Origin of the sequence: Pseudomonas granadensis, from assembly GCF_900105485.1 — a bacterium.
Lineage (GTDB): Bacteria > Pseudomonadota > Gammaproteobacteria > Pseudomonadales > Pseudomonadaceae > Aquipseudomonas > Aquipseudomonas granadensis.
Genome location: NZ_LT629778.1, coordinates 3,922,158 through 3,947,904, shown reverse-complemented (window position 1 = coordinate 3,947,904; position 25,747 = coordinate 3,922,158). Strand labels below are relative to the sequence as shown.

The 25,747-nt window shown below is 60.8% G+C and carries 24 protein-coding genes and 6 tRNA genes; 23 read left to right on the top strand and 7 right to left on the bottom strand.

Annotated elements, in window-relative coordinates; genetic code table 11:
- Positions 1 to 474 precede the first annotated feature (474 nt).
- Complete coding sequence (locus BLU52_RS17465; protein WP_197677945.1) at positions 475 to 1,233, bottom strand: hypothetical protein; 759 nt, start codon at positions 1,231 to 1,233, stop codon at positions 475 to 477.
- A 380-nt stretch (positions 1,234 to 1,613) separates the two neighbouring features.
- On the opposite strand from BLU52_RS17465, the gene BLU52_RS17460 reads away from it, so the two are divergent.
- From BLU52_RS17460 to BLU52_RS17435, 6 genes are all read left to right on the top strand, one after another.
- A tRNA-Glu gene (locus BLU52_RS17460) sits at positions 1,614 to 1,689 on the top strand.
- Positions 1,690 to 1,692: 3 nt separating this feature from the next.
- Positions 1,693 to 1,768: transfer RNA gene (locus BLU52_RS17455), tRNA-Gly, on the top strand.
- 104 nt (positions 1,769 to 1,872) lie between these two features.
- Positions 1,873 to 1,948: transfer RNA gene (locus BLU52_RS17450), tRNA-Glu, on the top strand.
- Positions 1,949 to 1,951: 3 nt separating this feature from the next.
- Positions 1,952 to 2,027 (top strand) — tRNA-Gly (locus BLU52_RS17445).
- 57 nt (positions 2,028 to 2,084) lie between these two features.
- A tRNA-Glu gene (locus tag BLU52_RS17440) sits at positions 2,085 to 2,160 on the top strand.
- A gap of 2 nt (positions 2,161 to 2,162) precedes the next feature.
- Positions 2,163 to 2,238, top strand: a tRNA-Gly gene (locus BLU52_RS17435).
- A 128-nt stretch (positions 2,239 to 2,366) separates the two neighbouring features.
- On the opposite strand, the gene BLU52_RS17430 is transcribed toward BLU52_RS17435, so the two are convergent.
- The 3 genes from BLU52_RS17430 to BLU52_RS17420 all read right to left on the bottom strand — a co-directional run bounded on the left by BLU52_RS17430 (position 2,367) and on the right by BLU52_RS17420 (position 4,491).
- Positions 2,367 to 3,005, bottom strand: coding sequence for a LysE family translocator (locus tag BLU52_RS17430; RefSeq protein ID WP_090285255.1), 639 nt, complete (start codon positions 3,003 to 3,005; stop codon positions 2,367 to 2,369).
- Position 3,006: 1 nt separating this feature from the next.
- Positions 3,007 to 3,777: a 2OG-Fe(II) oxygenase gene (locus BLU52_RS17425; RefSeq protein ID WP_090285253.1), complete on the bottom strand. Its 771-nt coding sequence runs from the start codon at positions 3,775 to 3,777 to the stop codon at positions 3,007 to 3,009.
- Positions 3,778 to 3,864: 87 nt separating this feature from the next.
- Positions 3,865 to 4,491, bottom strand: a complete 627-nt coding sequence (locus BLU52_RS17420) for an alanyl-tRNA editing protein (RefSeq protein ID WP_090285251.1) — start codon at positions 4,489 to 4,491, stop codon at positions 3,865 to 3,867.
- A gap of 90 nt (positions 4,492 to 4,581) precedes the next feature.
- Here BLU52_RS17420 and BLU52_RS17415 point away from each other — a divergent pair, with 90 nt between their 5' ends.
- Complete coding sequence (locus BLU52_RS17415; protein ID WP_090285249.1) at positions 4,582 to 5,580, top strand: LysR family transcriptional regulator; 999 nt, start codon at positions 4,582 to 4,584, stop codon at positions 5,578 to 5,580.
- Positions 5,581 to 6,278: 698 nt separating this feature from the next.
- Here the strand turns inward: BLU52_RS17415 and BLU52_RS17410 are convergent.
- Both BLU52_RS17410 and BLU52_RS17405 read right to left on the bottom strand, forming a co-directional pair.
- The gene (locus BLU52_RS17410) at positions 6,279 to 6,686 is read right to left on the bottom strand and encodes a PA2817 family protein (RefSeq protein ID WP_090285247.1); all 408 of its coding nucleotides are present in this window, start codon (positions 6,684 to 6,686) and stop codon (positions 6,279 to 6,281) included.
- Between the two features lie 89 nt (positions 6,687 to 6,775).
- Positions 6,776 to 9,223: an acyl-CoA dehydrogenase gene (locus BLU52_RS17405; protein ID WP_090285245.1), complete on the bottom strand. Its 2,448-nt coding sequence runs from the start codon at positions 9,221 to 9,223 to the stop codon at positions 6,776 to 6,778.
- A gap of 248 nt (positions 9,224 to 9,471) precedes the next feature.
- Here BLU52_RS17405 and BLU52_RS17400 point away from each other — a divergent pair, with 248 nt between their 5' ends.
- The 4 genes from BLU52_RS17400 to BLU52_RS17385 all read left to right on the top strand — a co-directional run bounded on the left by BLU52_RS17400 (position 9,472) and on the right by BLU52_RS17385 (position 12,640).
- Positions 9,472 to 10,131: a transglutaminase-like domain-containing protein gene (locus BLU52_RS17400; RefSeq protein ID WP_090285243.1), complete on the top strand. Its 660-nt coding sequence runs from the start codon at positions 9,472 to 9,474 to the stop codon at positions 10,129 to 10,131.
- 43 nt (positions 10,132 to 10,174) lie between these two features.
- Entirely contained in the window at positions 10,175 to 10,798 is a 624-nt protein-coding gene (locus BLU52_RS17395) for a glutathione S-transferase family protein (RefSeq protein WP_090285241.1), read from the top strand.
- A 133-nt stretch (positions 10,799 to 10,931) separates the two neighbouring features.
- Positions 10,932 to 11,864 (top strand): ABC transporter ATP-binding protein, encoded by a 933-nt coding sequence (locus BLU52_RS17390; RefSeq protein ID WP_090285239.1) that lies wholly within the window; start codon positions 10,932 to 10,934, stop codon positions 11,862 to 11,864.
- A complete protein-coding gene (locus tag BLU52_RS17385) occupies positions 11,861 to 12,640 on the top strand; it encodes an ABC transporter permease (protein ID WP_039760202.1) in 780 nt (259 codons plus the stop codon). The genes BLU52_RS17390 and BLU52_RS17385 overlap by 4 nt, the downstream gene beginning before the upstream one ends.
- Positions 12,641 to 13,458: 818 nt before the next feature.
- Here BLU52_RS17385 and BLU52_RS17375 read toward each other — a convergent pair.
- On the bottom strand, positions 13,459 to 13,977 hold the full coding sequence (locus tag BLU52_RS17375) for a DUF2062 domain-containing protein (protein WP_090285235.1): 519 nt from the start codon (positions 13,975 to 13,977) through the stop codon (positions 13,459 to 13,461).
- A 136-nt stretch (positions 13,978 to 14,113) separates the two neighbouring features.
- Here BLU52_RS17375 and BLU52_RS17370 point away from each other — a divergent pair, with 136 nt between their 5' ends.
- The 12 genes from BLU52_RS17370 to BLU52_RS17315 all read left to right on the top strand — a co-directional run bounded on the left by BLU52_RS17370 (position 14,114) and on the right by BLU52_RS17315 (position 25,644).
- Positions 14,114 to 16,348, top strand: a complete 2,235-nt coding sequence (locus BLU52_RS17370; protein WP_090285233.1) for a DNA internalization-related competence protein ComEC/Rec2 — start codon at positions 14,114 to 14,116, stop codon at positions 16,346 to 16,348.
- A gap of 101 nt (positions 16,349 to 16,449) precedes the next feature.
- Positions 16,450 to 17,085 carry a MotA/TolQ/ExbB proton channel family protein gene (locus BLU52_RS17365; protein ID WP_167359904.1) on the top strand — a complete coding sequence of 212 codons (636 nt, stop codon included), beginning with the start codon at positions 16,450 to 16,452 and terminating at the stop codon, positions 17,083 to 17,085.
- Positions 17,082 to 17,510: an ExbD/TolR family protein gene (locus tag BLU52_RS17360; protein ID WP_090285229.1), complete on the top strand. Its 429-nt coding sequence runs from the start codon at positions 17,082 to 17,084 to the stop codon at positions 17,508 to 17,510. The genes BLU52_RS17365 and BLU52_RS17360 overlap by 4 nt, the downstream gene beginning before the upstream one ends.
- A complete protein-coding gene (gene lpxK, locus BLU52_RS17355; protein ID WP_090285227.1) occupies positions 17,510 to 18,520 on the top strand; it encodes a tetraacyldisaccharide 4'-kinase in 1,011 nt (336 codons plus the stop codon). Before BLU52_RS17360 ends, lpxK begins: the two co-directional genes overlap by 1 nt.
- A 23-nt stretch (positions 18,521 to 18,543) precedes the next feature.
- Entirely contained in the window at positions 18,544 to 18,729 is a 186-nt protein-coding gene (locus BLU52_RS17350; protein WP_003179363.1) for a Trm112 family protein, read from the top strand.
- Positions 18,726 to 19,490 (top strand): 3-deoxy-manno-octulosonate cytidylyltransferase, encoded by a 765-nt coding sequence (kdsB, locus tag BLU52_RS17345; RefSeq protein ID WP_090285225.1) that lies wholly within the window; start codon positions 18,726 to 18,728, stop codon positions 19,488 to 19,490. Before BLU52_RS17350 ends, kdsB begins: the two co-directional genes overlap by 4 nt.
- Complete coding sequence (locus BLU52_RS17340; RefSeq protein WP_090285223.1) at positions 19,490 to 19,954, top strand: low molecular weight protein-tyrosine-phosphatase; 465 nt, start codon at positions 19,490 to 19,492, stop codon at positions 19,952 to 19,954. Before kdsB ends, BLU52_RS17340 begins: the two co-directional genes overlap by 1 nt.
- A complete protein-coding gene (murB, locus tag BLU52_RS17335; protein ID WP_090285221.1) occupies positions 19,951 to 20,970 on the top strand; it encodes a UDP-N-acetylmuramate dehydrogenase in 1,020 nt (339 codons plus the stop codon). The genes BLU52_RS17340 and murB overlap by 4 nt, the downstream gene beginning before the upstream one ends.
- A gap of 312 nt (positions 20,971 to 21,282) precedes the next feature.
- Entirely contained in the window at positions 21,283 to 21,753 is a 471-nt protein-coding gene (locus BLU52_RS17330) for a (2Fe-2S)-binding protein (RefSeq protein ID WP_090285219.1), read from the top strand.
- A complete protein-coding gene (locus tag BLU52_RS17325) occupies positions 21,750 to 24,071 on the top strand; it encodes a xanthine dehydrogenase family protein molybdopterin-binding subunit (protein ID WP_090285217.1) in 2,322 nt (773 codons plus the stop codon). Before BLU52_RS17330 ends, BLU52_RS17325 begins: the two co-directional genes overlap by 4 nt.
- On the top strand, positions 24,071 to 25,051 hold the full coding sequence (locus BLU52_RS17320) for an XdhC family protein (RefSeq protein WP_090285215.1): 981 nt from the start codon (positions 24,071 to 24,073) through the stop codon (positions 25,049 to 25,051). The genes BLU52_RS17325 and BLU52_RS17320 overlap by 1 nt, the downstream gene beginning before the upstream one ends.
- Positions 25,048 to 25,644, top strand: coding sequence for a nucleotidyltransferase family protein (locus BLU52_RS17315; protein WP_090285213.1), 597 nt, complete (start codon positions 25,048 to 25,050; stop codon positions 25,642 to 25,644). The genes BLU52_RS17320 and BLU52_RS17315 overlap by 4 nt, the downstream gene beginning before the upstream one ends.
- Positions 25,645 to 25,747 lie beyond the last annotated feature (103 nt).

Here is a 25,747-nt window from a genome sequence, read left to right as displayed (position 1 = left end):
CGCCGCCCGCCCAGCCCTCTCCCCAGGGAGAGGGAGCCGGTTTGTGGGCCTTTCAAAGCCTGAGTACGACTCGGTATTTCACGTCGGCGTAGCTTTCGCATCCCCTACGGTCAGTCCCCTCTCCCTACGGGCGGTCCGACGTTTCGGGAGGGCTAGGGTGAGGGGCTTTTGATCTTCAACCTGATTTCCTGACGTCGCCGATGAGGCAAGATCAAGAGCACTCGAGCTTCCGCTCATTGTTGAGTGGTGAAGAGCGACGCGATTGCGTTCTTTGCCCTTGCTCTACTGTGGGAGCTGGCCTGCCAGCGATGGCGGCCCGACAGCCGGCTCAAATCTCTCAGATGTACTCAATTCTACTGCGGGAGCGAGAGCGCTCGCGAAAGCGGTCTCACCTTCAGCGCAATGTTGTCAGGCTCTTTGCGGTGATCGCACAAAAAAGCCACCTCTCGGTGGCTTCTCTTCAAATCTCTGCACTCAGTCGTAAATGACTTTCTTCTTCCAGTCCGCATCCGCCTCGACGTCTTTGAGGCCGGCGGTCAGTTGGTTTTCTTCGCCTTCGACCGGTGCGATCTTGTCCATCACCTGGGCGTTGGCGCGGGCCAGAAGTTTTTCCAGGTATTGCAGTTGTTCGGCGTAGATCTGCGGGTCTTGTTGTTTGCGCAGGTATTGCACGCCGCGTTCGAAGGCGAGGCGGGCCTGGCCGGGCTGGTTTTGTTGCAGGGATTGCTGGCCGAGGTTGTTGAAGAATTCGATGTGCAGCAGGACGAGGATATGGCGCACTTCGCGAACCCAGTGTTTGGCTTCGTTCGGTGGCAGGAAGCCGTCGTGGGCGGCGCGGGTGATCTGGCCGTGGAGGGCTTCGAGGAGGAAGCGGACGTCTTTGGCCTTGGCTTCGGTGAGGATCGGCGCTGGTGGGTTGTTGACCGGGATCGATTCGCCTTGGGCCACCAGGGCGCTCAGTTCGGTGATGCGCGCTTTGGTGGAGGCGCTGGTTTTTTCCAGGTTCAGCAGGCGCTGGCAGACGTTCAGTTCCAGGCGGGTCAGCAGCAGCTTGAGTGCCGGGCTCATGAACTGGCCGGGGAAGGTCTCGGTCAGTTCGCCGCAGCGGCGCAGGCGGTCGTTGAGTTCGACCTTGGTGCGGGCCTTCTCCAGTTTGTTGTTTTCCACCACATGGTTCATGTAGCCAATGGCGATCAGAATTGCGATCCCGGCTATGACAAGCAGGGTGATCATGAGTGGTGTCACCGGTAAGACCTCTTTATAGGGTTCGCATGCGAGTGTAGTGGCTGGGCATAGGGCCGCCTAGCGCCACTCGACGATTCGGTTCGGCAGTTCAATCTGTATCGGCCGGACACTGTTTATATGAATGCTGGCGTTTGATGTACAGATTGCCATCACTGTGTGGACTATAACGTCTTGCCGGGTGGCAGAATATAGGCGTCAAACATCGGACGACGGAAAAGCCCGCCTGCTGCCCTAAAGCGGGGCGAAGTCATTGATTTAAATAAATTTATATCTGGGGGTTGACGACCCCTCAATCCATCCATAGAATGCGCGCCACTTGCAGCGTAAAGCACACAGCGAAGCGCGGCAGGGAGTGAATGTTGTAGTGTGTCCCCTTCGTCTAGTGGCCTAGGACACCGCCCTTTCACGGCGGTAACAGGGGTTCGAGTCCCCTAGGGGACGCCATTTGCGGGAATAGCTCAGTTGGTAGAGCACGACCTTGCCAAGGTCGGGGTCGCGAGTTCGAGTCTCGTTTCCCGCTCCAGTTTTAAACGGCAGTGCTTTCGGGCGGTGCTGAGTGAAACCAGAGCCAAGTCTTTTGACGCGGATCTGGACACCGAAACACACACCATGTGTTCCGGGTAGCGTGTCCCCTTCGTCTAGTGGCCTAGGACACCGCCCTTTCACGGCGGTAACAGGGGTTCGAGTCCCCTAGGGGACGCCATTTGCGGGAATAGCTCAGTTGGTAGAGCACGACCTTGCCAAGGTCGGGGTCGCGAGTTCGAGTCTCGTTTCCCGCTCCAAATTCTAGAAACGCCGCTCAGTGAGCGGCGTTTTTATTAGTGAAAGTTGTAGCCTGTGTCCCCTTCGTCTAGTGGCCTAGGACACCGCCCTTTCACGGCGGTAACAGGGGTTCGAGTCCCCTAGGGGACGCCATTGCGGGAATAGCTCAGTTGGTAGAGCACGACCTTGCCAAGGTCGGGGTCGCGAGTTCGAGTCTCGTTTCCCGCTCCATATTCACAAAAACGCCGATCACTGATGATCGGCGTTTTTGTTTGCGCAGCATTCGTACCAGCCGTCGATGTAAATCCTGAAAAAGGCCCGCTGAAGCGATTTCGGCGGGCCTTTTTGCCTGTGTCCCTTTACCAGGACAACATCAATCGACCGGCGAACAGAATCAGTACCACGCCCATGGTGCGTTCGAACCAGTGCCCCATGCGCATGAACAGTAATCTGATCCGGTTGCTCGAGAAGAACAGCGCAACCAGCACGAACCACGATGCATTGACAAAGCACATCCACAATCCATAGAGCGCCTGGATTTGCAGCGGCGTGCTGGCACTGATGATGGTGGTGAAGATCGCAAGAAAAAACAGCGTGGCTTTCGGATTGGTGGCGTTGGTCAGAAAACCGGTGCTAAAGGCTTTGAACAAGGTCTGTTCGACCATTGGTTCGTCGCTGGATGTTTCACCCTCGACGGCCGATTTCGGTTTGCTGCGCAGCAAGCTGACGCCGAGATACAGAATGTAGGCACCGCCGATCACTTTGGCGACGGTCAGCAACCACGGCGTGGTGTGCATCAAGGCGCCGACACCGAGCAGGGTATAAAGCACATGCACGGAAATCCCCGCGCCGATGCCCAGCGCCGTGCAAATACCGACCCGCCGGCCGAAGCGCACACTTTGCCGGATGGTCACGGCGAAGTCCGGGCCGGGCGCTACCACGGCCAGGAAGTGGATGGTCGCCAGCGCGAGAAACTCGCCCAGATAATTCGAATACATTTCAGCTCCAGTAAGTCAGGGGTGATGCATTGCCGCGATAGCCGACAAAGAACGACAGGCTCAAGCGCGGATCAGCCACGCCCGGGGTCACCGAATGCATGCGTCGCGAGTTGAACATGATGAAATCGCCCGGTTGCGGCCGGACCTCGAGCGCAGGAGGGCCAAGCAGGGCGGGGTCGATGCCGTAACTGTCGCCACGCATCTCGTCGAATTGGTCAGGGGTGATGCGGTCGTCCCACATCTGCAACGCACCGCCTTCGGTCGGCATGTTCAGGTAGACGTTGCAGGCAAACTGGGCTTCCAGACTGCGTGCCTGAAAACTGTCCGGAGCGTCCTTGGCGAAGATGTCGTGATGGGCAAGAAAGCACACGCCCGGCTTCACCACGCGCGACAAGCCGACGTACATTTTGCGCCCGTAGAGGTTTTCCAGATGCGCACCGGCCGGCCAGGATTCGTCGAGCATGCAGCGCAAGGTATCGATCGGTGAGGAGTAGGGCGCGCAACGATTGCGCAATTCAGCGATATTACTGGCCGCGCGCTCGAAGTAATCCTCGATCAGCAGCGGTTGATTTTCTGCCTCGTAAAACGCCATACCGATGCGGCCAATGCTCGGTGCGTTGATATAGCCCTCGAACCCCGGAGCGAGGATCTTGTTGCCAATCTCAACTGCCAGCGGCTCGGCCAGAAAGTTTTTGATGCGGATGGCGAGGACTTCTTCGTTGGCCAGTTTTTTTATGCACGTCTCATCGAGACGCTCGACGTCTAGCATCATGTCTTAGGTCCATCTATCGATAGTCAACGGAACCGGCGAAAACGGTCCCCCGGCGTCGAACGCTGCCTGCGGCAGCGTTCGAAATGCTCAATCCACGTTGTAGTGGACGGACAACGTGCCTTTCTTCTGCGAAAGGGACGTGATCGTGACTGTGCCCAGTTCCTTCAGGCTGCGTACATGGGTGCCGCCGCAGCCATAAGCGGGCAGGTCACCGAAACTGATTTCCCGCGCACCTTCGCGCAGTGAGGTCAGACGTGGCAGATCGTCGGCGATCCATTGATCGAGCGCTTGTTGCACGGCCGCTACGTCAATTTCCTGCGCGGCGTCGCCGGGTTTGAATTGCACACGACCTTCATCCGGCCAATGATGAGCCTTGATGGGTGTCCAGCCCTGCGCCTGAATGAAATGCCCGATGAGGTGACCGGCCGAATGCATGCGCGTGTTGAAGCGGCGGCGCTGTTCGTCGATGTGGATCACTGTCATACCCAGCGGTACCGGGCGGTCGACAAAGTGGATGATCCGCTCCGGATCCTGTACTACACGCGATACCTGGCTTTCGCCAATCCAGCCGGTATCGCTGGGCTGGCCGCCGCCCTGTGGATGAAACAGGGTTGCGCGCAGCACGACAGCAAATTCGTTTTCCTGGGGCGTGCAGTCGAGGACTTCCACATTGGCCTTGAGGTCATCACTATGGAAAAAGAGGCGAAGCGTCATATTCCATGCCCTTATTAAAGTTTCTTTTTTTATTATATGAATCGGGTAATAGCGTGATAATCCGTTCAAACATCAAAGGACTTGTGCGCTGTGAGCATAAATTTGCCGCTACCGTTACTCGGAGAAATGGCGATTTTCGTCAGGGTCGTGGAGACCGGCAGCTTCTCTGAAGCCGCTCGGCAACTGGGTTCGTCACCCTCAGCGGTGAGCCGCAGCATTTCCCGCCTGGAAAAGGCACTGGCGACGCGCTTGTTGCAGCGCACCACGCGCAAGCTGCGCTTGAGTGACGGTGGCGAAGAGGTCTTCAAGCGCTGTCAGGAAATGGTCAGCGCCGCCCGATCAGTGATGGAAATCAGCGGCCAGTTCACTCATGAGGCCGAAGGGCTGGTGCGCGTGAGTGTGCCGAAAGCCGTAGGGCGTTTCGTGATTCATCCGCACATGCCGGAGTTTTTACGGCGTTATCCCAAGGTCGATGTCGAGTTACTGCTGGAGGATCGCCAGGTGGATCTGATTGATGACCACGTCGATCTGGCGATTCGCATCACCGATCGGCCGCCGGCGGGGCTGGTCGGGCGTCAGTTGCTGACCATCGATCATTTGCTCTGTGCCACGCCGCAGTATCTGGCCGAACACGGCACGCCGACGCATCCACATGATTTGCTCAATCACAGTTGTATTTATCTGGGCGAAACTCCGAGCGATGCCCGCTGGAAGTTCAAGAAAGGCAGCAAAGCGGTGACGGTTGGCGTGCGTGGGCGCTATGCCGCCAACCATACGGGTGTGCGGTTGGGGGCGGTGTTGCAGCACATTGGCATTGGCAGTCTGCCTTACTTCACGGCGCGTTATGCGTTGGAGCAGGGGCTGGTGGTTCAGGTGTTGCCGCAGTGGACGTTTTTGGCGTCATATCACGGTGGGTTGTGGTTGTTGCATTCGCCGACGCGGTATTTGCCACCCAAGCTGCGGGTGTTTATCGATTATCTGGTGGAGTGTCTGCAGAAGGAGCCGACCTTGGGGCGGCCGGGCCGGTCGGGGGCTGGGGGGAATGAGGCGATGGCTTATGAGTTGCCGGAGGGGGAGGGGTTGCTCTGATTCTTCTGTCTGGTTTTGTTTGGTCTTGGCGGCCTTTGGGCCGACCAGGCTCTTGGGGGGGGGGGGTGAATATCCGTTTTTTTGGGTGATGCGGCTGGCGGTTTCGCCCTTACGGCGAGTCCCTTTTTCAGACGCCGGAGTGCCGGCCCAGCAAAAAGGAACCAAAAGGCTTTGCTCCTGCGTACGGCCCTCGCAGGCTCGGGTCCCTTCGCTCCGGGATCGATCCGGGCGCAGCGGCTACGGTTTGCTTCGCTGCACCTACTTCCGCTGTGTCTGGCTGCGCCAGACGGTCGCTGCGCTCCCACGCCCGGATCAATCCCTCCGCTCAGCCTTCCGATGTCGCTGGTTAGGCAAGATCAAGATCAAGGGCACTCGAGCTGGCGCTCATTGTTGAGTGGTGAGAAGCGGCGCATGACTTTGAATTGGCGGTTGATTCGCCCCTCACCCCAGCCCTCTCCCGAGGGAGAGGGAGCCGATCTTTGTTGGCTTCGAAATCGCGTACGGCTCGATATCCCAAGTCGGCGTAGCTCTCGCATCCACCTCGGTCAGTCCCCTCTCCCTCCGGGAGAGGGTTAGGGTGAGGGGCTTTTGACGTTGGCGTTTGGCATATGCCGTTGTCCTCACTCGGCATCACGACAAAGCCAAAAAAAACGCCCGCATGGCATCACCATGCGGGCGTTTTCATGAGCAGGACAATCTCAGTGCTTGCTGTCCTGCGCGGACATCGCCATCAGTTGCTTTTCCTGGTTCCAGTCGAACGGTTCGTCGTTCTGTTCGGCTTCGAAGCGACGCTCTTCGAGTGCCTGGTACAGGTCGATTTCTTCGTCGGACAGGTAATGCAGGCAGTCACCAGCGAAGTACCACAGCAGGTCGCGCGGAATGAGGTGGGCGATTTGCGGGTAGCGGGAGATCACCTGGGTCAGGATGTCCTGGCCAAGATATTGGCTTTCGATAGGATCGATCGGCAAGGACGCCAGCAGTTCGTCGAAGCGCTCGAGGAACAGGGCGTGGCTTTCTTCGGGCACCTGTTCGGCCTCACCTACGGCGACCAGGATACTGCGAAGGTGGTCGAGCAATACAAGATGATCGGCAACGACGTTGGACACGAGATAAGTCCTCAAGAGCAAAACGGGCGCGGGAGTATAAAGCCCCCGCGCCCGTTTTTCACAGATTAAACGCTGTACGGCAGCAGAGATCAGCGAACTTTGCCCTCGGCCAGTGCCAGTTCTTCCTTGTCGAAATCATCGACATCGATCACTTTGCGTCGCGCGGCTTCGGCGTCGCGCAGGTTTTGCGCTTCTACCGGTTGCAGCACGCCGGCCTCCACTGCCGCGTCGATGGCGTGTTCGCCGGCGACCGGTTTGACCTGACCGCTTTTCAGCGAGGTGTGCAGCTTTTTGTGCAGTGGCTGCGCGGCATGCAGCAGGTCGCTGGCGTGTTGCAGCGCGCCGACCGCGTCGTCTGGGGATTGCGGGCGGTAGCAGCCGGCGAGGAGTTGTTCCAGCGCCGGGTCGCCCTTGGCGCGACCGATGACGCCCGCCACTTCGGCGCCGAGCTTGTCCGACGGGCCTTTGTGGCGACGACCGAACGGGAAGACGATGACCCGCAACAGACAGCCGAACACCTTGTTGGGGAAGTTGCGCAGCAGTTCATCGAGTGCTCGTTCCGACTGGCCAAGACTTTCTTCCATGGACCAGCGTAGCAGCGGCTCCATATAGGCCGGCGAGTCGAGGTCGTGATAACGCTTGAGCGCGGCGGAGGCCAGGTACAGGTTGCTCAGCACATCGCCGAGGCGCGCCGACAGGCGTTCGCGGCGCTTCAGTTCGCCGCCCAGCAGCATCATGCTGAAATCCGCCAGCATGGCGAACGCCGCGGCCTGACGGTTGAGTGCACGGAAGTAGCCTTGGCTGATCTTGTCGCCCGGTGCGTGTTCAAAATGACCGAAGCCCAGGTTGAGCACCAGGGTACTGGCGGCATTGCTGACGGCGAAACCGATGTGTTTGAGCAGCAGGCCGTCAAACTCTTTCAGCGCCTGGTCCTTGTCCTCACGGCCGGCCAGGGCCATTTCCTTGAGCACGAACGGATGGCAGCGGATCGCGCCCTGACCGAAGATCATCAGATTACGCGAGAGGATGTTCGCGCCTTCGACGGTGATGAAGATCGGCGCGCCGTTCCAGCTGCGCCCCAGGTAGTTGTTCGGGCCCATGATGATCGCCTTGCCGCCATGCACATCCATGGCGTGGCTGATGCACTCGCGCCCGCGTTCGGTGAGGTGATACTTGAGGATCGCCGACAGCACCGAAGGTTTCTCGCCCAGATCCACCGCATTGGCCGTGAGCATGCGCGCGGCGTCCATCATCCATGCGTTGCCGCCGATGCGGGCCATGGCCTCCTGAATACCTTCGAAAGCCGACAGCGGTACGTTGAACTGTTCACGAATCTGCGCGTACTGCCCGGTGACCAGACTGGTGAATTTGGCCGCACCGGTGCCGACTGCTGGCAACGAGATCGAGCGGCCGACCGACAGGCAGTTCATCAGCATCATCCAGCCCTTGCCGAGCATTTCCTGGCCGCCAATCAGGTAGTCCAGCGGGATGAATACGTCTTTGCCGGAGTTCGGCCCGTTCATGAATGCCGCGCCCAGCGGCAGGTGACGACGACCGATTTCGACACCGGGGGTGTCGGTCGGGATCAGCGCCAGGCTGATGCCGAGGTCTTCCTTTTCGCCGAGCAGATGCTCGGGGTCATAAGCCTTGAAGGCCAGGCCTAGAAGTGTCGCGACCGGGCCCAGGGTGATGTAGCGCTTTTCCCAGTTCAGGCGCAGGCCGACAACTTCCTCGCCTTGCCACTGGCCTTTGCAGATGATGCCAGTGTCGGGCATGGCACCGGCGTCGGAGCCAGCGAGCGGGCCGGTGAGGGCGAAGCACGGGATGTCATCGCCACGGGCCAGTCGTGGCAGATAGTGGTTGCGTTGTTCGTCAGTGCCGTAATGCAGCAGCAGTTCGGCCGGGCCGAGGGAGTTGGGCACCATTACCGTGGAGGCGAGGTCGCCGCTGCGGGTCGCCAGTTTCATCGCCACTTGCGAGTGAGCGTACGCGGAGAAACCTTTGCCACCGAATTCCTTGGGAATGATCAGGGCAAAAAAGCCGTGTTCCTTGATGTGTGCCCAGGCTTCAGGCGGTAAATCCATCGACTGGCCGATCTGCCAATCAGTGACCATCGCACACAGTTCTTCGGTCGGGCCGTCGATGAAAGCTTGCTCTTCTTCGCTCAATTGCGCCTTTGGATAGGCCAGCAGTTTGTCCCAGTCCGGACGCCCGCTGAACAGTTCGCCATCCCACCACACGGTGCCGGCGTCGATCGCATCGCGCTCGGTCTGCGACATCGGCGGCAGGGTTTTCTGGAACCAGTTGAACAATGGCGCAGTGAAATGCTGGCGGCGCAGGTCAGGCAGCAGCAAGGGGGCGGCGATCAGCGCCAGCACTACCCAGAACAATGCCAGCAACCAGCCCGGTGCATGACTGAAGATGCCCATCGCCACCAGGTAGACGGCAACGATGCCCAAGGCAGGCAGAGGGGCGATGCGCCGGTGAGCGAGATACGCCACACCAACGATCAAAACCAGTATCCACAACAACAGCATATTCAGTCCTCCGTGAACCAAGGCAAATCGACCCTCCAGAGCTTAGACGGCATCTGTAAAAGCGAGTGGTCAGACCAAGGTGATTGAAATCGTGGGAAACCCCGGATGGTTTTCGTAGGTTCGGTGGGCAACACGTGTGGGAAATCGTTCGCCGATCCCGCGGCTTTGCTTCCAGGTTTGGCCGAAACGTCGTTATCTCTGTGCTCAGGCTGTCGCTAGACTCGTGACTCATCCAGGAGATTGCCGTCATGCACGAGTATCTGAGCCCCGGCCGCTTCATCGATAGTGACCACCCGGCAGTGGTGGAGTTCGCCGAGCAGCATCGCGGCGCCAGCCAAGATCCGCGTGAGCAGGCAATCGGTCTTTATTACGCCGTGCGCGAAGCGGTGCGCTACAACCCCTACACGTTCAGCCGCGACCCGCAGACCTTGCGCGGCAGCTATGCATTGGCGACAGGCGAAAGTTATTGCGTGCCCAAAGCCACGCTGCTGGCTGGCTGCGCCAGACACTGCGGTATCCCCGCGCGCATCGGTCTGGCCGATGTGCGCAATCATCTGTCGACCCCGCGCCTGCTTGAGTTGCTGCGAAGCGACCGATTCGCCATGCACGGCTACACCGAGTTCTTTCTTGATGGCCGCTGGGTCAAGGCTACGCCGGCGTTCAATCAGCAATTGTGTGAGCTGTTCAATGTCGCGCCGTTGGAATTCGACGGCATCAATGACAGCGTTTTTCACCCGTACAACCGTGACGGCGCGCTGCTGATGGAATATCTGGTCGATCACGGTCAGTTCAGCGATGTGCCGGAAGCGTTCTTCTTCGAGCATCTGCAAAAATGCTATCCGCACCTGTTTACCGATCAGCAACCGGCGTTACTGGGTGACATGCTCAGTGATGTGAGTGCTCGCTGATCCGGCGTATGCTGGCCGTCCACGCATTTGCAAAGAGGCGGTCATGCTGAAGATCTGGGGACGGAAAAACTCATCGAATGTCAGGAAAGCGTTGTGGGCGGCCGAGGAGCTTGGCCTGGCTTACGAGGCGATCGATGCCGGTGGCGCGTTCGGTGTGGTCGATACGCCGGAATACCGCGCGATGAATCCGAATGGCCGGGTACCGGTAATCGAAGACGAAGGTCTGGTGCTGTGGGAATCCAACGCCATCGTCCGTTATCTGCTGGCCAGACACGCGCCCGACAGCGCCTGGTATCCGGCGGATCCGCGCACCCGCGCCACCGCTGACAAATGGATGGATTGGACCAGCTCGAGTTTTGCCGGGCCGTTTCGCACAGTGTTCTGGGGCGTGTTGCGTACGCCCGCCGAGAAGCAGGACTGGGCGGCGATCAATGCCGCGATCAAAGAGTGCGACGAGTTGTTGAACATGGCCGACCATGCCCTGATCAGCCAGCCTTACCTCTCCGGCAATGAAATCGGCATGGGCGATATCCCGCTCGGCAGCTTCATTTATGCCTGGTTCGAAATGCCCATCGAGCGCGCACCACAACCCCATCTGCAAGCCTGGTACGAGCGCCTGAAACAGCGTCCGGCCTATCAGAAAGCGGTCATGACCGCGTTGACTTGATAATTACTATCGACACACTTGACTGTACTTGTGCGGCGTCGGCAAGCACCATTGCGAACTTGCGCCGCGGTTGTTTCCCTCGCCGCTCGCCCTTATTTATTCTTTTCTCCCCTTCATGGTGCGTAAATCCGATATGAGTTCCGCTCTGTCCATCCGGCAGCTAACCAAAACCTACGGCAACGGGTTCCAGGCCTTGAGTGGTATCGATCTGGACGTCGCCGAAGGTGACTTCTTCGCCTTGCTCGGCCCCAACGGCGCCGGCAAATCCACGACCATCGGCATTCTCTCGACCCTGGTCAACAAGACCAGCGGCACGGTGAATATCTTTGGCCACGACCTGGACAGGAACCCGGCCGCGCTCAAGCGCTCGATCGGCGTGGTGCCCCAGGAATTCAACTTCAACCAGTTCGAAAAGACTTTCGACATCGTCGTGACCCAGGCCGGTTATTACGGCATCCCAGCGAAAATCGCCAAGGAACGCGCCGAGCAGTACCTGACGCAACTGGGCCTGTGGGACAAGCGCGATGTGCCGTCGCGTTCGCTGTCCGGCGGCATGAAGCGGCGCTTGATGATCGCTCGCGCACTGGTACACGAGCCGCGGCTGCTGATCCTCGACGAACCGACTGCCGGTGTCGACATCGAGCTGCGCCGGTCGATGTGGACCTTCCTCACCGAACTGAACCAGAAAGGCATCACCATCATCCTCACCACGCATTATCTGGAGGAGGCTGAGCAGTTGTGCCGCAACATCGGCATCATCGACCACGGCACGATTGTCGAGAACACCAGCATGCGCCAACTGCTCGGTCAGTTGCATGTGGAAACCTTCCTGCTCGATCTCAAGGGCGATCTGGCGGCCGCGCCACAACTGGTCGGTTACCCGTCGCGGCTGATCGATGCGCACACGCTGGAAGTACAGGTCGACAAGTCGATGGGCATTACTGCGCTGTTCGGCCAGTTGGCTTTGCAGAACATCGAAGTGCTGAGCCTGCGTAACAAAACCAATCGCCTTGAGGAGTTGTTCGTGTCTCTGGTGGAGAAAAATCTGTCGAAGGTGGCGGTATGAGTTCTGAGTTCGGTCCCAACCTCGTCGCCTTGCAGACCATCGTTTACCGCGAGGTCAAACGCTTCATGCGGATCTGGCCGCAGACCCTGCTGCCGCCGGCGATCACCATGGTTCTGTACTTCGTGATCTTCGGTAACCTGATCGGCCGGCAGATCGGCGACATGGGTGGCTTCACGTACATGGAGTACATCGTGCCGGGGTTGATCATGATGTCAGTGATCACCAACTCCTACGGCAACGTGGTTTCGAGTTTTTTCGGCAGCAAGTTTCAGCGCTCCATCGAGGAGTTGATGGTCTCGCCGGTGTCACCGCACACGATCCTGATCGGCTTCACCATTGGTGGTGTCTTGCGCGGTCTGGCGGTGGGTTTGATCGTGACGATTCTTTCGCTTTTCTTTACCGATCTGCAGGTGCACCACTTGGGTGTGACCATTTTGGTGGTGGTGCTGACGGCGACGATTTTCTCGCTGCTGGGCTTCATCAATGCGGTGTTTGCGCGAAACTTCGATGATATTTCGATTATTCCGACGTTCGTGTTGACGCCCCTGACTTACCTGGGCGGAGTGTTTTATTCGATCACGCTGTTGCCGCCGTTCTGGCAGACGGTGTCGCTGGCGAACCCGGTGCTGCACATGGTCAATGCCTTCCGCTACGGCATTCTGGGGGTCTCGGATATCCGGATCGGTATCGCGATCACTTTTATGCTGGTGGCGACGGTGGTGTTGTATCTCGGTTGTGCGCGGTTGCTGGTGAGTGGGCGGGGGATGCGTACCTGATCTGAGATTGGCTCCCACAGGGTTTCGGTGTCGCTCACAATTCCTGGGTACATCCGCTGTTAATGTGGGAGCTTGCCTGCAAGCGATGGCTTTCTTTCAGGCGGTGAGTTTCTGATTGTTGGGTGCATATCCGTTGCTGCGGTAACGGCTGCTTATGGTTTCGCCTGACGGCGACTCACTTTTTTTACAAACGCCTAAAAAAAGTAAGCAAAAAAACGCTTGCTCCTACGTACGGCCCTCGCAGGCTCGGGTCCCTTCGCTCCGGGATCGATCCGGGCGCAGCGGCTACGGTTTGCTTCGCTGCACCTCCTTCCGCTGTGTACGACTTCGTCGTACGGTCGCTGCGCTCCCACGCCCGGATCAATCCCTCCACTCAGCCTTCCGACGTCGCCGGTGAGTCAAAAGCAAGATCAAGGGCACTCGAGCTAACGCTCATTGTTGAGTGGTTAGAAGCGCCGCATGGCTTGGGATTTTCGGTGGATTTGCCCTTCATCGGAACGCCGCCCGCCCAGCCCTCTCTCGAGGGAGAGGGAGCCAATGTGCGCGCCATTCAAAATTCGCATTCGACTCGGTATCTCAGGTGGCGTACCTCGCCCAAACACCACGGTCAGTCCCCTCTCCCTCCGGGAGAGGGCTAGGGTGAGGGGCTTTTGATTTTCAGACTGAGCATTTGCCTGTACCAGCAGCCTGGCTCCCACAGGCTGACCGCATCCCAACTGAAAGAATGCGATCAAATATGGGAGCTTGCCTGCAAGCGATGGCGCCACCCCAAACACTGCAATAAAAAACGGCCTCCCACTGCGGAGGCCGTTTTGCATTCATCGCTGCCGGCTTTTCTTGCGCCGAGCCCATTGTCGGGCGACCCACCAGCGCCAATACATCATTACAACGCAGTAGGCGAGCGCGCCGAGCGCCAGTCCGACCACCACCGACCCAAGCAAAAACGGTTGCCACAGCGTCGACAGTTCCCCGCTGATCCATTCCCAGGACAGCTCGTCCGGCAGGTGTCGCGCGGGTACGTCCATCAACCATGCGCCGGCCTGATAGGTGCAGAAGAACACCGCGGGCATGGTGATCGGGTTGGTCAGCCACACCAGGCTGACGGCGATCGGCATGTTTCCGCGTACGAAGATTGCCAGTGCGGCGGCCACCAGCATTTGCGCCGGAATGGGCAGGAATGCGGCAAACAGGCCGACCGCCATCGCTCGGGCGACCGAGTGACGGTTGAGGTGCCAGAGGTTCGGGTCATGCAGCAACTTGCCGAGAAAGCGTAAGGATTTGTGTTCCCTGATGCTCGTCGGGTCGGGCATGTAACGTTTGAATAAGCGCCGGGGCATAAGGCTTCTCGGTCGGTTAAGGCGGCAAGTATGTCTGGATTCTACGAACCGCCCATTCAGACTTTGTGACAATTATTGACGGCGCGGGTGCCCGACACCCGCTATGCCTAGGTGTGGGACTCTCAAGGACGGGCTGATGCGCACAGGGATGATGGCGCTGGCAGTCGGTTTGCTGGCCCCGGTTTTTATGCCGGCGTTACCGCCGGTCTGGTTGATGCTGTTGATGCCGGTGGTGGCGCTGATGCTGTTGCCGTTTCGCAGTTATCCGTTGGCGTTCGTGCTGTTCGGGTTCGCCTGGTCCAGCGCCGCGGCGCAGTGGGCTCTGGATGATCGTCTGGCGTTGAAGCTTGACGGTGAAACCCGCTGGCTGGAAGGACGCGTCGTCGGGCTGCCGCAAAACAGCGATGGCGTGGTGCGCTTCGAGTTGGCTGACGCGCGGTCGCGGCACGAAAAACTGCCGGCGCGAATGCGCCTGGCCTGGTACGCCGGGCCGGCGGTCAACAGCGGCGAGCGTTGGCGTCTGGCTGTGAAACTGAAACGCCCGGGTGGCTTGCGCAATCCCGATGCCTTCGATTTCGAGGCCTGGCTGCTGGCGCAACGCATCGGCGCGACTGGCACGATCAAGGATGGCCAGCGCCTGAGCGAGGCGCGCTGGGCCTGGCGTGACCGCGTTCGGCAGCGTTTGCTGGGGGTGGATGCGCAAGGCCGCAGCGGCGCGTTGGCCGCGCTGGTGCTGGGCGATGGCTCCGGACTGAGTCGCGAGGACTGGCAGATCCTGCAGGACACCGGCACCGTACACCTGCTGGTGATTTCCGGCCAGCACATCGGCCTGCTGGCGGCGGTGATGTACCTGCTCGTCGCCGGGCTGGCGCGGTATGGGCTGTGGCCGCTGCGCTGGCCGTGGTTGCCATGGGCCTGTGGCCTGGCCTTTGCGGCGGCGCTGGGCTATGGCCTGCTCGCCGGATTCGATGTGCCGGTGCAGCGGGCCTGCGTGATGGTCGGGCTGGTGCTGTTATGGCGTCTGCGTTTTCGCCATCTCGGGGCATGGTGGCCGCTGTTGCTGGCGTTCAATGGGGTGTTGTTGCTCGACCCGCTGGCCAGTCTGCGTCCGGGTTTCTGGTTGTCGTTCGCGGCTGTGGCAGTGTTGATCTTTACCTTCGGCGGTCGTCTCGGCGCCTGGCGCTGGTGGCAGACCTGGACGCGCGCGCAATGGATGATCGCGATCGGCCTGTGCCCGGTACTGCTGGCGCTGAATCTGCCGATCAGCGTGAGCGGGCCGTTGGCCAATCTGCTCGCGGTGCCCTGGGTCAGTCTGGTGGTGTTGCCGCCGGCGTTGCTCGGGACATTATTGTTGCCGGTGCCGTATGTCGGCGAAGGTTTGCTGTGGCTGGCGGGTGGTTTGATCGATTGGCTGTTTCGCGGGCTCGCGGTGATTGCCGGGCAATGGCCTGCGTGGATTCCCGGCTCGTTACCCAGTGTGGTCTGGCTGCTCGGCAGCCTCGGCGCGGTGCTGCTGTTGTTGCCGCGTGGGGTGCCGCTGCGTCCGCTGGGCTGGCCGCTGTTGTTGCTGCTGGCGCTGCCGCCGCGCGAGCGACTGACGGACGGTATCGCCGATGTCTGGCAACTGGACGTGGGTCAAGGGCTGGCGATCGTGATCCGCACGCGGCATCACACGCTGCTGTACGACGCCGGGCCGCGGTTTGGTGAGTTCGATATCGGCGAACGCGTAGTCTTGCCTGCGTTGCGCAAGTTGCGCGTGGAAAAACTCGACCTGATGCTGCTCAGCCACGCCGACGCCGATCACGCCGGCGGTGCGCTGGCCGTCTCCCGTGGTTTGCCGATCGAACGCGTGATCAGTGGTGATCTCGAGGGATTACCTCAACTGCTGAACGCCGCTGCCTGTGAGTCAGAACAGCAATGGCAGTGGGACGGGGTCAGTTTTCAGCTCTGGCAATGGGCAGACGCCCGCAACAGCAATCAGCGCTCTTGCGTGTTGCAGATCGAGGCCAATGGCGAGCGGCTGCTATTGACCGGTGATATCGACAGTCACGCCGAACGGGTCCTGCTCGACGGACCGCTGGCAGTGCCGACGCAATGGCTGCAAGCGCCGCATCACGGCAGCCGCAGTTCATCGTCGATGGCGCTGCTCAAGGCATTGCAGCCGCACTCGGTACTGATCTCTCGCGGCCACGGCAATTCCTTCGGCCATCCCCATCCGACGGTGCTGGCGCGTTACCGCAAACAGCGGCTGCGTATCTACGACAGTGCCGAACACGGCGCCATTCACCTGCAACTGGGAACCTTCCAGTCCGCGCAAACCCTGCGTCACCAGCGGCGGTTCTGGCGGGATCCGCCGGCACTGGCCCGCTGATCGGCGCGTGGGCGGCGGTGGCATTACGGTCGTCGGGGCGGCGGGCCTTAATCGGCAATCGGTATGGTAAAGTGGCGCACTTTTTCGAGGGGACTGTCACTGTGTGGGAATTGGTCAAATCCGGCGGCTGGATGATGTTGCCGATCATTCTGAGTTCCATCGCGGCCATGGCGATTGTCGCCGAGCGCCTGTGGACCCTGCGCGCCAGCCGCGTCACTCCCGAGCATCTGCTGGGCCAGGTCTGGGTCTGGATCAAGGACAAACAGCTCAACAAGGAAAAACTCAAGGAGTTGCGCGCCAACTCGCCGCTGGGTGAAATCCTTGCTGCTGGCCTGGCCAATTCCAAGCATGGTCGCGAGATCATGAAAGAGTGCATCGAAGAGGCCGCCGCCCGTGTCATTCATGAGTTGGAGCGCTACATCAATGCGCTCGGCACCATCGCTGCGATGGCGCCGCTGCTCGGTCTGCTCGGCACCGTGCTGGGCATGATCGACATTTTCAGCGCGTTCACCGGCACCGGCATGACCACCAATGCCTCGGTCCTCGCCGGCGGTATTTCCAAAGCGCTGATCACCACGGCGGCGGGCTTGATGGTCGGTATCCCGGCGGTGTTCTTCCACCGTTTCCTGCAACGCCGCATCGATGAACTGGTGGTCGGCATGGAGCAGGAAGCGATCAAACTGGTGGAAGTGGTGCAGGGCGACCGTGACGTCGACCTGGCCGAGGGCAAAGCGTGAAATTCCGTCGCAAGCCCCGGGAAACCGTGGACATCAACCTCGCGTCGCTGATCGACGTGGTGTTCATCCTGTTGCTGTTTTTTGTGGTGACCACCACGTTCACCCGCGAAACCCAACTGCGCGTCGATCTGCCGGAAGCGGTCAGTGGTTCGCCGGCCGAGGACCAGCAGGTCAAGCAACTGGATATCGCGATCAGCGCCGAAGGTGTGTTTTCGGTGAACAACAAGGTCCTGCCGAAGAACGATCTGGCGACGCTGATGGACGCCATGCAGAAAGAAGCCAACGGCGACACCAGCATGCCGTTGTCGATCAGTGCTGACGGCAAGGCCCAGCACCAATCCGTGATCACCGCCATGGACGCGGCCGGCAAGCTCGGTTTCAGCCATCTGCGCATGACCACGGTCGAGGCGGCGCCCAAATCCTGATGAGCCTGTCCGATCGCTTGCTTGCTGCGTGGTATGCGGGGCACCCGGCCCTGACGCTGTTGCGGCCGCTGGAAATGCTCTACCGCCGGGTGGTGGTCAACAAGCGCCAGCGCTTTCTCGACGGTGAGGGCGAGATCTACCAGCCGCCGGTGCCGTTGATCGTGGTCGGCAACATCACTGTGGGCGGTACCGGCAAGACGCCAATGATCCTCTGGCTGATCGAACACTGTCGCCAGCGTGGTCTGCGCGTCGGCGTGGTCAGCCGCGGTTACGGGGCCAGGCCTGCGCAACTGCCGTGGCGCGTCGAGGCCGATCAAACGGCCGATATTGCCGGTGATGAACCGCTGCTGATCGTCCAGCGCACCGGCGTGCCGCTGATGATCGATCCCGATCGCAGCGCCGCCGTCAAAGCCCTGCTGTCCAGCGAACCGCTGGACCTGATCCTCTCCGACGACGGCATGCAGCATTACCGCTTGGGGCGGGATCTGGAACTGGTGCTGATCGACGCGGCACGCGGTCTCGGCAATCAACGCTGCCTGCCGGCGGGCCCCCTGCGCGAGCCGGTCGAGCGCCTGCAAAGCGTCGACGGCGTGCTGTACAACGGCGCCAGCGAAGATCGCAAGGACGGTTTTGCCTTTCGCCTGCAACCCACTGCACTGGTCAATCTGCGCAGCGGCGAGCGCCAGCCGCTCGAACATTTTGCGCCCGGTCAGGCGGTGCACGCCGTGGCCGGGATCGGCAATCCGCAACGTTTCTTCAATACGCTCGAAGCGCTAGACTGGCGCGCAATCCCCCATGCGTTTGCCGACCACGCCGAGTACAGCGTGCAAGCCTTGAATTTCACCCCGTCATTGCCGCTGGTGATGACCGAAAAGGACGCGGTGAAGTGCCGCGCCTTTGCTGCTGCCGATTGGTGGTATCTGGCGGTCGATGCGCTGCCGTCGCCGGCCTTCGTGGCCTGGTTCGACACGCAACTGATGCGCCTGTTGCCCGATCGACTATTGCCTTGACTGTTTATTTATTGGGAATGCTCATGGACACCAAATTGCTCGACATCCTCGCCTGCCCTGTGTGCAAAGGTCCGCTCAAGCTCAGCGCCGACAAGACCGAACTGATCAGCAAGGGCGCTGGCCTCGCGTACCCGATCCGCGACGGCATCCCGGTAATGCTCGAGAGCGAAGCCCGCACCCTGACCACCGACGAGCGCCTGGATAAATGAGCACTGCCTTCACCGTTGTGATTCCCTCGCGCTATGCCTCGACGCGTCTGCCGGGCAAGCCGCTGCTGGATATTGCCGGCAAGCCGATGATCCAGCACGTCTGGGAGCAGGCGAGCAAAAGCAGCGCCACCCGTGTGGTGGTGGCGACTGACGATGCGCGCATCGTCGAGGCCTGCAAGGGCTTTGGCGCCGAAGTGGTGCTGACCCGTGAGGATCACAATTCCGGCACTGATCGTCTGGCCGAAGTCGCAGCGAAGCTGGGCCTTGAGCCCGATGCGATCGTGGTCAACGTGCAGGGCGACGAGCCGCTGATTCCACCCAGCGTGATCGATCAGGTCGCGGCCAATCTTGCCGCCCACACCGAAGCGCGCATGGCCACACTGGCCGAGCCGATCGAAGACGTTGAAACCCTGTTTAACCCGAACGTGGTCAAGGTCGCCAGCGACATCAATGGCCTCGCGCTGACCTTCAGTCGCGCCACGTTGCCGTGGGCCCGCGATGCGTTCGCCAAAAGCCGCGAGCACCTGCCGGAAGGCGTGCCATACCGCCGCCACATCGGCATCTACGCTTATCGCGCCGGGTTCCTCCAGGACTTCGTGAGCTGGGGCCCCTGCTGGCTTGAAAACACCGAATCCCTCGAGCAACTGCGTGCCCTGTGGCATGGCGTGCGCATTCACGTCGCCGACGCGTTGATTGCGCCGCCGACCGGTGTCGACACCGTCGAAGACCTCGAACGCGTTCGTCGCCTGCTGGGGGCCTGATGCGCGTTCTGTTCGTGTGCCTGGGCAACATTTGCCGTTCGCCGACCGCTGAAGGTGTGTTGCGTCACAAGCTGCGAGCAGCGGGGCTGGCGGATCAGGTCGAAGTGGCCTCCGCCGGCACCGGTGACTGGCATGTTGGCAACCCGCCAGACAAGCGCAGCCAGGCTGCAGCCAAAGTGCGCGGCTACGACTTGTCGCTGCAACGTGCGCAGCAGGTCAGCCGCGCCGATTTCGCCAGTTACGACCTGATTCTGGCCATGGACAACAGTAACCTGCGCAACCTCAAGGCGTTGCAGCCGGCCACCGGCAAGGCCGAACTGGATCTGTTCCTGCGCCGCTATGCCGGGCTTGTCGACGAAGTGCCCGATCCGTATTACGACGGCGATCAGGGCTTCGAGCAGGTGCTGGATCTGATCGAAGCAGCCTGTGACCACCTGTTGATCGAAGTGAAGGGGCGCTTATGAGTCTGCCGGTGCAAGCGCAGGTTTCCCTGAAACCGTTCAACAGTTTTGGCGTCGACGTGCGTGCGCAACTGTTCGCCGAAGCCCACAGCGACGACGATGTCCGTGAAGCGCTGGCCTGTGCCACGGCGCACGACGTGCCGCTGTTGGTGATCGGCGGCGGCAGCAATCTGCTGCTGACGGCGGATATTGCAGCGCTGGTCTTGCGCATGGCGACGCGCGGCATCCGCGTGCTCAGCGATGACGGCAGCGGCGTGGTCATCGAAGCTGAGGCCGGCGAACCATGGCATCCGTTTGTTCTGCATACGCTGGCGCTGGGTTTTTCCGGTCTGGAAAACCTCAGCCTGATTCCGGGCACGGTCGGCGCGGCGCCGATGCAAAACATCGGTGCCTACGGCGTTGAAATCAAGGACGTATTTGCCGGCCTCACTGCGCTGGATCGGCACACCGGCGAGTTGCGCGATTTCAGCCTCGACGAATGCAACTTCGCTTACCGCGACAGCCTGTTCAAGCAGCAGCCGGGACGCTGGCTGATTCTACGCGTGCGCTTCAAGCTTGAGCGCGGCGCGCAGTTGCATCTGGAATACGGCCCGGTGCGCCAGCGCCTGACCGAACAGGGCATCGAGCAGCCAACGCCGAGCGATGTCAGCCGCGCGATCTGCAGCATCCGCAGCGAAAAACTGCCCGACCCTGCGGTGCTCGGCAATGCCGGCAGCTTCTTCAAGAATCCACTGGTATCCGCGGCGCAAGTCGCGCAGATCAAGCAGCAACATCCGGACGTCGTGGCGTATGCGCAGGCAGACGGGCAGATGAAGCTTGCCGCTGGCTGGCTGATCGAACGCGCCGGCTGGAAGGGCTTTCGCGACGGGGATGCCGGCGTGCACAAGTTGCAGGCGTTGGTGCTGGTCAACTACGGCACCGCCACCGGTCTGCAACTGCTGAGTCTGGCGCAGCGTATCCAGAAAGACATTGCCGAGCGGTACAATGTCGAGCTGGAAATGGAGCCCAATCGGTATTGAGGCAGCTTCAAGCTGCGAGCTTCAAGCGGCAAGCTACAATCTGTTCAGTGAATCAGCTACTGCTTTTACTTGCAGCTTGTAGCTAACAGCTCGCAGCTAAAAAGCCCTGTTTCAGCAGGGCTTTTTTGTTAATGCTGGGTTAACTTAGTCAGCTAACGATACCAACTATTTGCTCCACCAAAGGCCCGGTGCAGACGTTCTGCTCAGCACAAGAGAGCCTGATTAGCCTGAGTCGATCTGCGCGAACCCACCGCTGATTTTCCGGCGGCAGATTGCTCGACCCGAAACCACGAAAAATATGCGGGCGTGCCCATGATTACCCTGAAACTCAACGGTCAAGACCATTCCCTCGATGTCACCGAAGACATGCCGCTGCTCTGGGCGATTCGCGATGTCGCCGGTTACAACGGTACCAAGTTCGGCTGCGGCATGGGCCTGTGCGGCGCGTGCACCATTCATATCGAAGGCGCCCCCGCGCGCAGTTGCATCACCCCGATCGGCTCGGTGATCGGGCAGAACGTCACCACCATCGATAACCTGCACGCCGACCCGATCGGCGAAGTCGTCCAGCAAGCTTGGCTCGACAGTGCAGTGGCGCAATGTGGTTACTGCCAGGGCGGGCAGATCATGTCAGCCACAGCATTGCTCAAGACCAACCCAAACCCGAGCGACGCACAAATCGAAGAAGCCATGGTCGGCAACATTTGTCGCTGCGGTACATATAACCGGATCAAGACGGCGATTCGCCAGGCCTCCACTCACCTGAAGGAGGCCAAAGCATGAGCCGCCTGCCGAACGATTTCGCCCTGAGCAACCTCAGCCGCCGCGGTTTCCTCAAAGGCGTCGGCGCCACCGGTGCGCTGGTGTTGGCCGCGAGTTGGGGCTGGCAGGACGCGCTGGCCGAAGACAAGCCCAAGCAGTTTGGCGCCGACGGCATGCCCAATGGCTGGATCGACGATCCGAAAGTCTATGTGAGCATTGCCGCCGACGGCACCGTCACCGTGGTCTGCAACCGTTCGGAAATGGGCCAGGGCGTGCGCACCAGTCTGACGATGGTCGTCGCCGATGAACTGGAAGCCGACTGGGCGCGAGTCAAGGTGCAGCAGGCGCCGGGTGATGAAGTGCGCTTCGGCAACCAGGACACCGACGGCTCACGCAGCATGCGCCACTGGTACGAGCCGATGCGCCGTTGCGGCGCGGCCGCGCGGACCATGCTCGAGCAGGCTGCGGCGGCGCAGTGGAAAGTGCCGGTCGGTGAATGCCACGCGCAGTTGCATAAAGTCGTGCACAAACCTTCCGGCCGTGAGCTGGGCTATGGCGAACTTGCCGCGGCCGCCAGTGCCTTGGCCGTACCGGCGCGTGACACCCTGCGCCTCAAGCAGCCGGCGGAATTTCGCTACATCGGCAAGGAAGGCAACAAGGCCATCGACGGTGACGACATCGTCAACGGGCGTGCGGTCTACGGTGCCGACGTGCACTTCGACGGCATGCTGTACGCCACCATTGCGCGCCCGGCGGTGTACGGCGGCAAGGTCAAGTCGCTGGATGACAGCGCCGCACTGAAGGTGCCGGGCGTACTCAAAGTGGTCCGGATCGAACCTCGTCCGTTGCCATCGGAATTCCAGCCATTGGGTGGCGTGGCAGTCGTTGCCAGCAATACCTGGGCGGCAATCAAAGGCCGTGAAGCGCTGAAGATCGAGTGGGACGACGGTCCGAACGCCAGTTATGACTCGATCGCCTATCGCAAGGAGCTGGAAGCAGCGTCGTTGAAGCCCGGCAAAGTGGTGCGCAACACCGGCGATATCGACGAGGCGTTGAGCGGCGCGGCCAGCACTCTGGAGGCGTCTTACTACCTGCCGCATCTGGCGCAGGCACCGATGGAACCGATGGTCGCCATTGCGCGTTTCGACAAAGGTGTCTGCGAAGCCTGGGCGCCGAGTCAGGCGCCGCAAGTGACGCGCGAGCGCATCGCCGAGCGTCTTGGCGTACCGTTCGACAACGTCACCTTCAATGTCACCTTGCTCGGCGGCGGCTTCGGTCGCAAGTCGAAGCCAGACTTCGTCGTTGAAGCGGCGATTCTTGCCAAGGAGTTTCCGGGCAAGGCTGTGCGTGTGCAGTGGACGCGCGAAGACGACATCCACAATTCGTATTTCCATACCGTGTCGGCCGAGTACCTCAAGGCCGGCGTTGGCAAGGACGGCATGCCCTCTGGCTGGTTGCACCGCACCGTAGCGCCGAGCATCACCGCATTGTTCGCCCCGGACATGAACCATGAAGCGGCGTTCGAACTGGGCATGGGCTTCACCAACATGGCCTACGCGATTCCCAACGTGCGTCTGGAAAACCCCGAAGCCAAGGTGCACACGCGGGTGGGCTGGTATCGCTCGGTGTCGAACATTCCCCATGGTTTCGCGATTCAGAGTTTCGTCGATGAACTGGCGCACAAGGCCGGCGAAGACCCGCTGAAGTATCAGATCAAACTGCTCGGCGCCGATCGCCAGATCGACCCGCGCACCTTTAGCGAAGAGTGGAACTACGGCGAGTCCCCCGAGCGCTATCCAATCGACACCGGGCGCATGCGCACCGTGCTGGAAACCGCAGCGAAGGCAGCCGGTTGGGGACGCAAATTGCCCGAGGGCCGTGGCCTTGGCCTGGCGGTGCACTACAGCTTCGTCACTTATGTGGCGGCGGTGATCGAAGTCGAGGTCAAGGACGACGGCACGCTGATCGTGCACAAGGCCGACATTGCCGTGGATTGCGGACCGCAGATCAACCCCGAGCGCATCCGCTCGCAGTTCGAAGGCGCCTGCGTGATGGGCCTTGGCAACGCGGTACTGGGTGAGATCAGCTTCAAGGACGGCAAGGTTCAGCAGGACAACTTCCATATGTACGAAGTGGCGCGCATGTCGCTGGCGCCGAAAGAAGTCGCCGTGCATCTGGTCACGCCGCCGGGCGATGTACCGTTGGGCGGCGTCGGCGAGCCAGGCGTGCCGCCGATTGCGCCGGCCTTGTGCAACGCGATTTTCGCTGCCACCGGCAAACGCATCCGCAATCTGCCGGTGCGTTATCAGTTGCAGGACTGGCAGAAGGCGCAAGCGTAATGGACAGCGTCGATCTGAATGTCCTGCGCAGCGTCCTTGAATGGCGCCGCGCCGGCCAGCGGGTGGTGCTGTTCAGCGTGGTGCAGACCTGGGGCACCGCCCCGCGGTCGCCCGGTGCCATGCTCGCCTTGCGCGAGGATGGCGTGGTGATCGGTTCGGTGTCGGGCGGTTGTGTCGAGGATGACCTGATCGCCCGCCTGCACGATGGTCGCATCGCCATCGATGGCCCGCCGGTGCAGTTGATTACCTACGGCGTGACGCGTGAGGAGGCGGCGCGTTTCGGTTTGCCGTGCGGCGGTACCTTGCGCCTGACCGAGGAGCGCGTTGGCGATCCGGCGTGGGTCGAAGAGCTGCTCGCCCGTTGCGAAGATCACCAGATCGTCGCCCGCGAACTGAACATCGAAACCGGCGAAGTGACGCTGGCGCCCGCCAGTAAAAGCGATTCTCTGGTATTCGATGGCAAGACGTTGCGAGCCATCTATGGCCCGCGCTGGCGTCTGCTGCTGATCGGCGCCGGGCAGTTGTCGCGCTACGTGGCGGACATGGCACGGCTGCTGGATTTCGAAGTGCTGATCTGCGATCCGCGCACCGAGTTCGTCTATGGTTGGGAAGAACAGCATGGGCGGTTTGTACCGGGCATGCCGGATGACGCGGTGCTGAGCATTCAGACCGATGAGCGCACCGCAATTGTTGCGCTGACCCACGATCCGCGTCTGGATGACATGGCCCTGCTGACGGCGCTGGATTCGCCGGCGTTTTACGTCGGCGCGCTGGGCTCGCGGGTCAACAGTCAGAAACGTCGAGAGAATCTGGCTCAGCTAGGCTTGTCCCAAGCGGCTATTGATCGTTTGCACGGGCCGATCGGTCTGCACATCGGCAGTCACTCGCCGGCCGAGATTGCGTTGTCGCTGCTGGCGGAGATCGTCGCGATCAAGAACGGCGTGGAGTTGAAGCAGAAGAAACCGCTGGAGGGTGCATGAGCCGATCCATCGCCGTGATTGTGTTGGCAGCAGGCGAGGGCAGCCGCTTTCGCCAGGTGGCGGGTGCCGAAAAGGATAAATTGCTGGCTGACTGCACCGGGCGCGATGGTGCGGTGCGCTCGGTGATCGAACAGGTGCTGGTGAACTTGCCGGCAGAACTCGATAAGCGTGTATTGGTCACGACCGAAGCGCGGCCGCAGGCGATGCGCATGGCTCAGGCCTATGGTTGTGACGTTGTTTCGATCGAGTCGACCGGCATGGGCGACAGTATTGCCGCAGGTGTCGCTGCGTGTGCCGATGCGGATGGCTGGTTGATCGTGCTGGGGGACATGCCGTTTATCCTGCCGTCGAGTATCGAGCGAGTGGTCGCGGCGATGGCTGATGATGCGGTGAGTGTTCCGGTGCTGGGTGGTGAGTTTGGCCATCCGGTGGGGTTTGGGCGTTCGTTTGGCCCGGCGTTGTCCGGTTTGTCCGGTGATCGGGGTGCCAGGCCGCTGTTCGCTCAGGGGAGGGTGGTTGAGGTGGCGGTGGATGATCCCGGCGTGCTTTGGGATGTCGACGTGCCTGAGGCGCTGGTCTTCACGCCTTCCTGAGTCATGCATGGATTCCCTCTAGGAGTGAGCCTGCTCGCGATAGCGGTGGTTCAGCTAAATATTTGTCGACTGATACTCCGCTATCGCGAGCAGGCTCACTCCT

Bases quoted from the DNA above. Each gene is read 5' to 3' on its own strand.
- BLU52_RS17465 (WP_197677945.1), bottom strand. From the start codon at position 1,233: ATGATCACCCTGCTTGTCATAGCCGGGATCGCAATTCTGATCGCCATT.
- BLU52_RS17430 (WP_090285255.1), bottom strand. From the start codon at position 3,005: ATGTATTCGAATTATCTGGGCGAGTTTCTCGCGCTGGCGACCATCCAC.
- BLU52_RS17425 (WP_090285253.1), bottom strand. From the start codon at position 3,777: ATGATGCTAGACGTCGAGCGTCTCGATGAGACGTGCATAAAAAAACTG.
- BLU52_RS17420 (WP_090285251.1), bottom strand. From the start codon at position 4,491: ATGACGCTTCGCCTCTTTTTCCATAGTGATGACCTCAAGGCCAATGTG.
- BLU52_RS17405 (WP_090285245.1), bottom strand. From the start codon at position 9,223: ATGCTGTTGTTGTGGATACTGGTTTTGATCGTTGGTGTGGCGTATCTC.
- BLU52_RS17400 (WP_090285243.1), top strand. From the start codon at position 9,472: ATGCACGAGTATCTGAGCCCCGGCCGCTTCATCGATAGTGACCACCCG.
- BLU52_RS17395 (WP_090285241.1), top strand. From the start codon at position 10,175: ATGCTGAAGATCTGGGGACGGAAAAACTCATCGAATGTCAGGAAAGCG.
- BLU52_RS17390 (WP_090285239.1), top strand. From the start codon at position 10,932: ATGAGTTCCGCTCTGTCCATCCGGCAGCTAACCAAAACCTACGGCAAC.
- BLU52_RS17385 (WP_039760202.1), top strand. From the start codon at position 11,861: ATGAGTTCTGAGTTCGGTCCCAACCTCGTCGCCTTGCAGACCATCGTT.
- BLU52_RS17375 (WP_090285235.1), bottom strand. From the start codon at position 13,977: ATGCCCCGGCGCTTATTCAAACGTTACATGCCCGACCCGACGAGCATC.
- BLU52_RS17370 (WP_090285233.1), top strand. From the start codon at position 14,114: ATGCGCACAGGGATGATGGCGCTGGCAGTCGGTTTGCTGGCCCCGGTT.
- lpxK (WP_090285227.1), top strand. From the start codon at position 17,510: ATGAGCCTGTCCGATCGCTTGCTTGCTGCGTGGTATGCGGGGCACCCG.
- BLU52_RS17350 (WP_003179363.1), top strand. From the start codon at position 18,544: ATGGACACCAAATTGCTCGACATCCTCGCCTGCCCTGTGTGCAAAGGT.
- kdsB (WP_090285225.1), top strand. From the start codon at position 18,726: ATGAGCACTGCCTTCACCGTTGTGATTCCCTCGCGCTATGCCTCGACG.
- BLU52_RS17340 (WP_090285223.1), top strand. From the start codon at position 19,490: ATGCGCGTTCTGTTCGTGTGCCTGGGCAACATTTGCCGTTCGCCGACC.
- murB (WP_090285221.1), top strand. From the start codon at position 19,951: ATGAGTCTGCCGGTGCAAGCGCAGGTTTCCCTGAAACCGTTCAACAGT.
- BLU52_RS17330 (WP_090285219.1), top strand. From the start codon at position 21,283: ATGATTACCCTGAAACTCAACGGTCAAGACCATTCCCTCGATGTCACC.
- BLU52_RS17325 (WP_090285217.1), top strand. From the start codon at position 21,750: ATGAGCCGCCTGCCGAACGATTTCGCCCTGAGCAACCTCAGCCGCCGC.
- BLU52_RS17320 (WP_090285215.1), top strand. From the start codon at position 24,071: ATGGACAGCGTCGATCTGAATGTCCTGCGCAGCGTCCTTGAATGGCGC.
- BLU52_RS17315 (WP_090285213.1), top strand. From the start codon at position 25,048: ATGAGCCGATCCATCGCCGTGATTGTGTTGGCAGCAGGCGAGGGCAGC.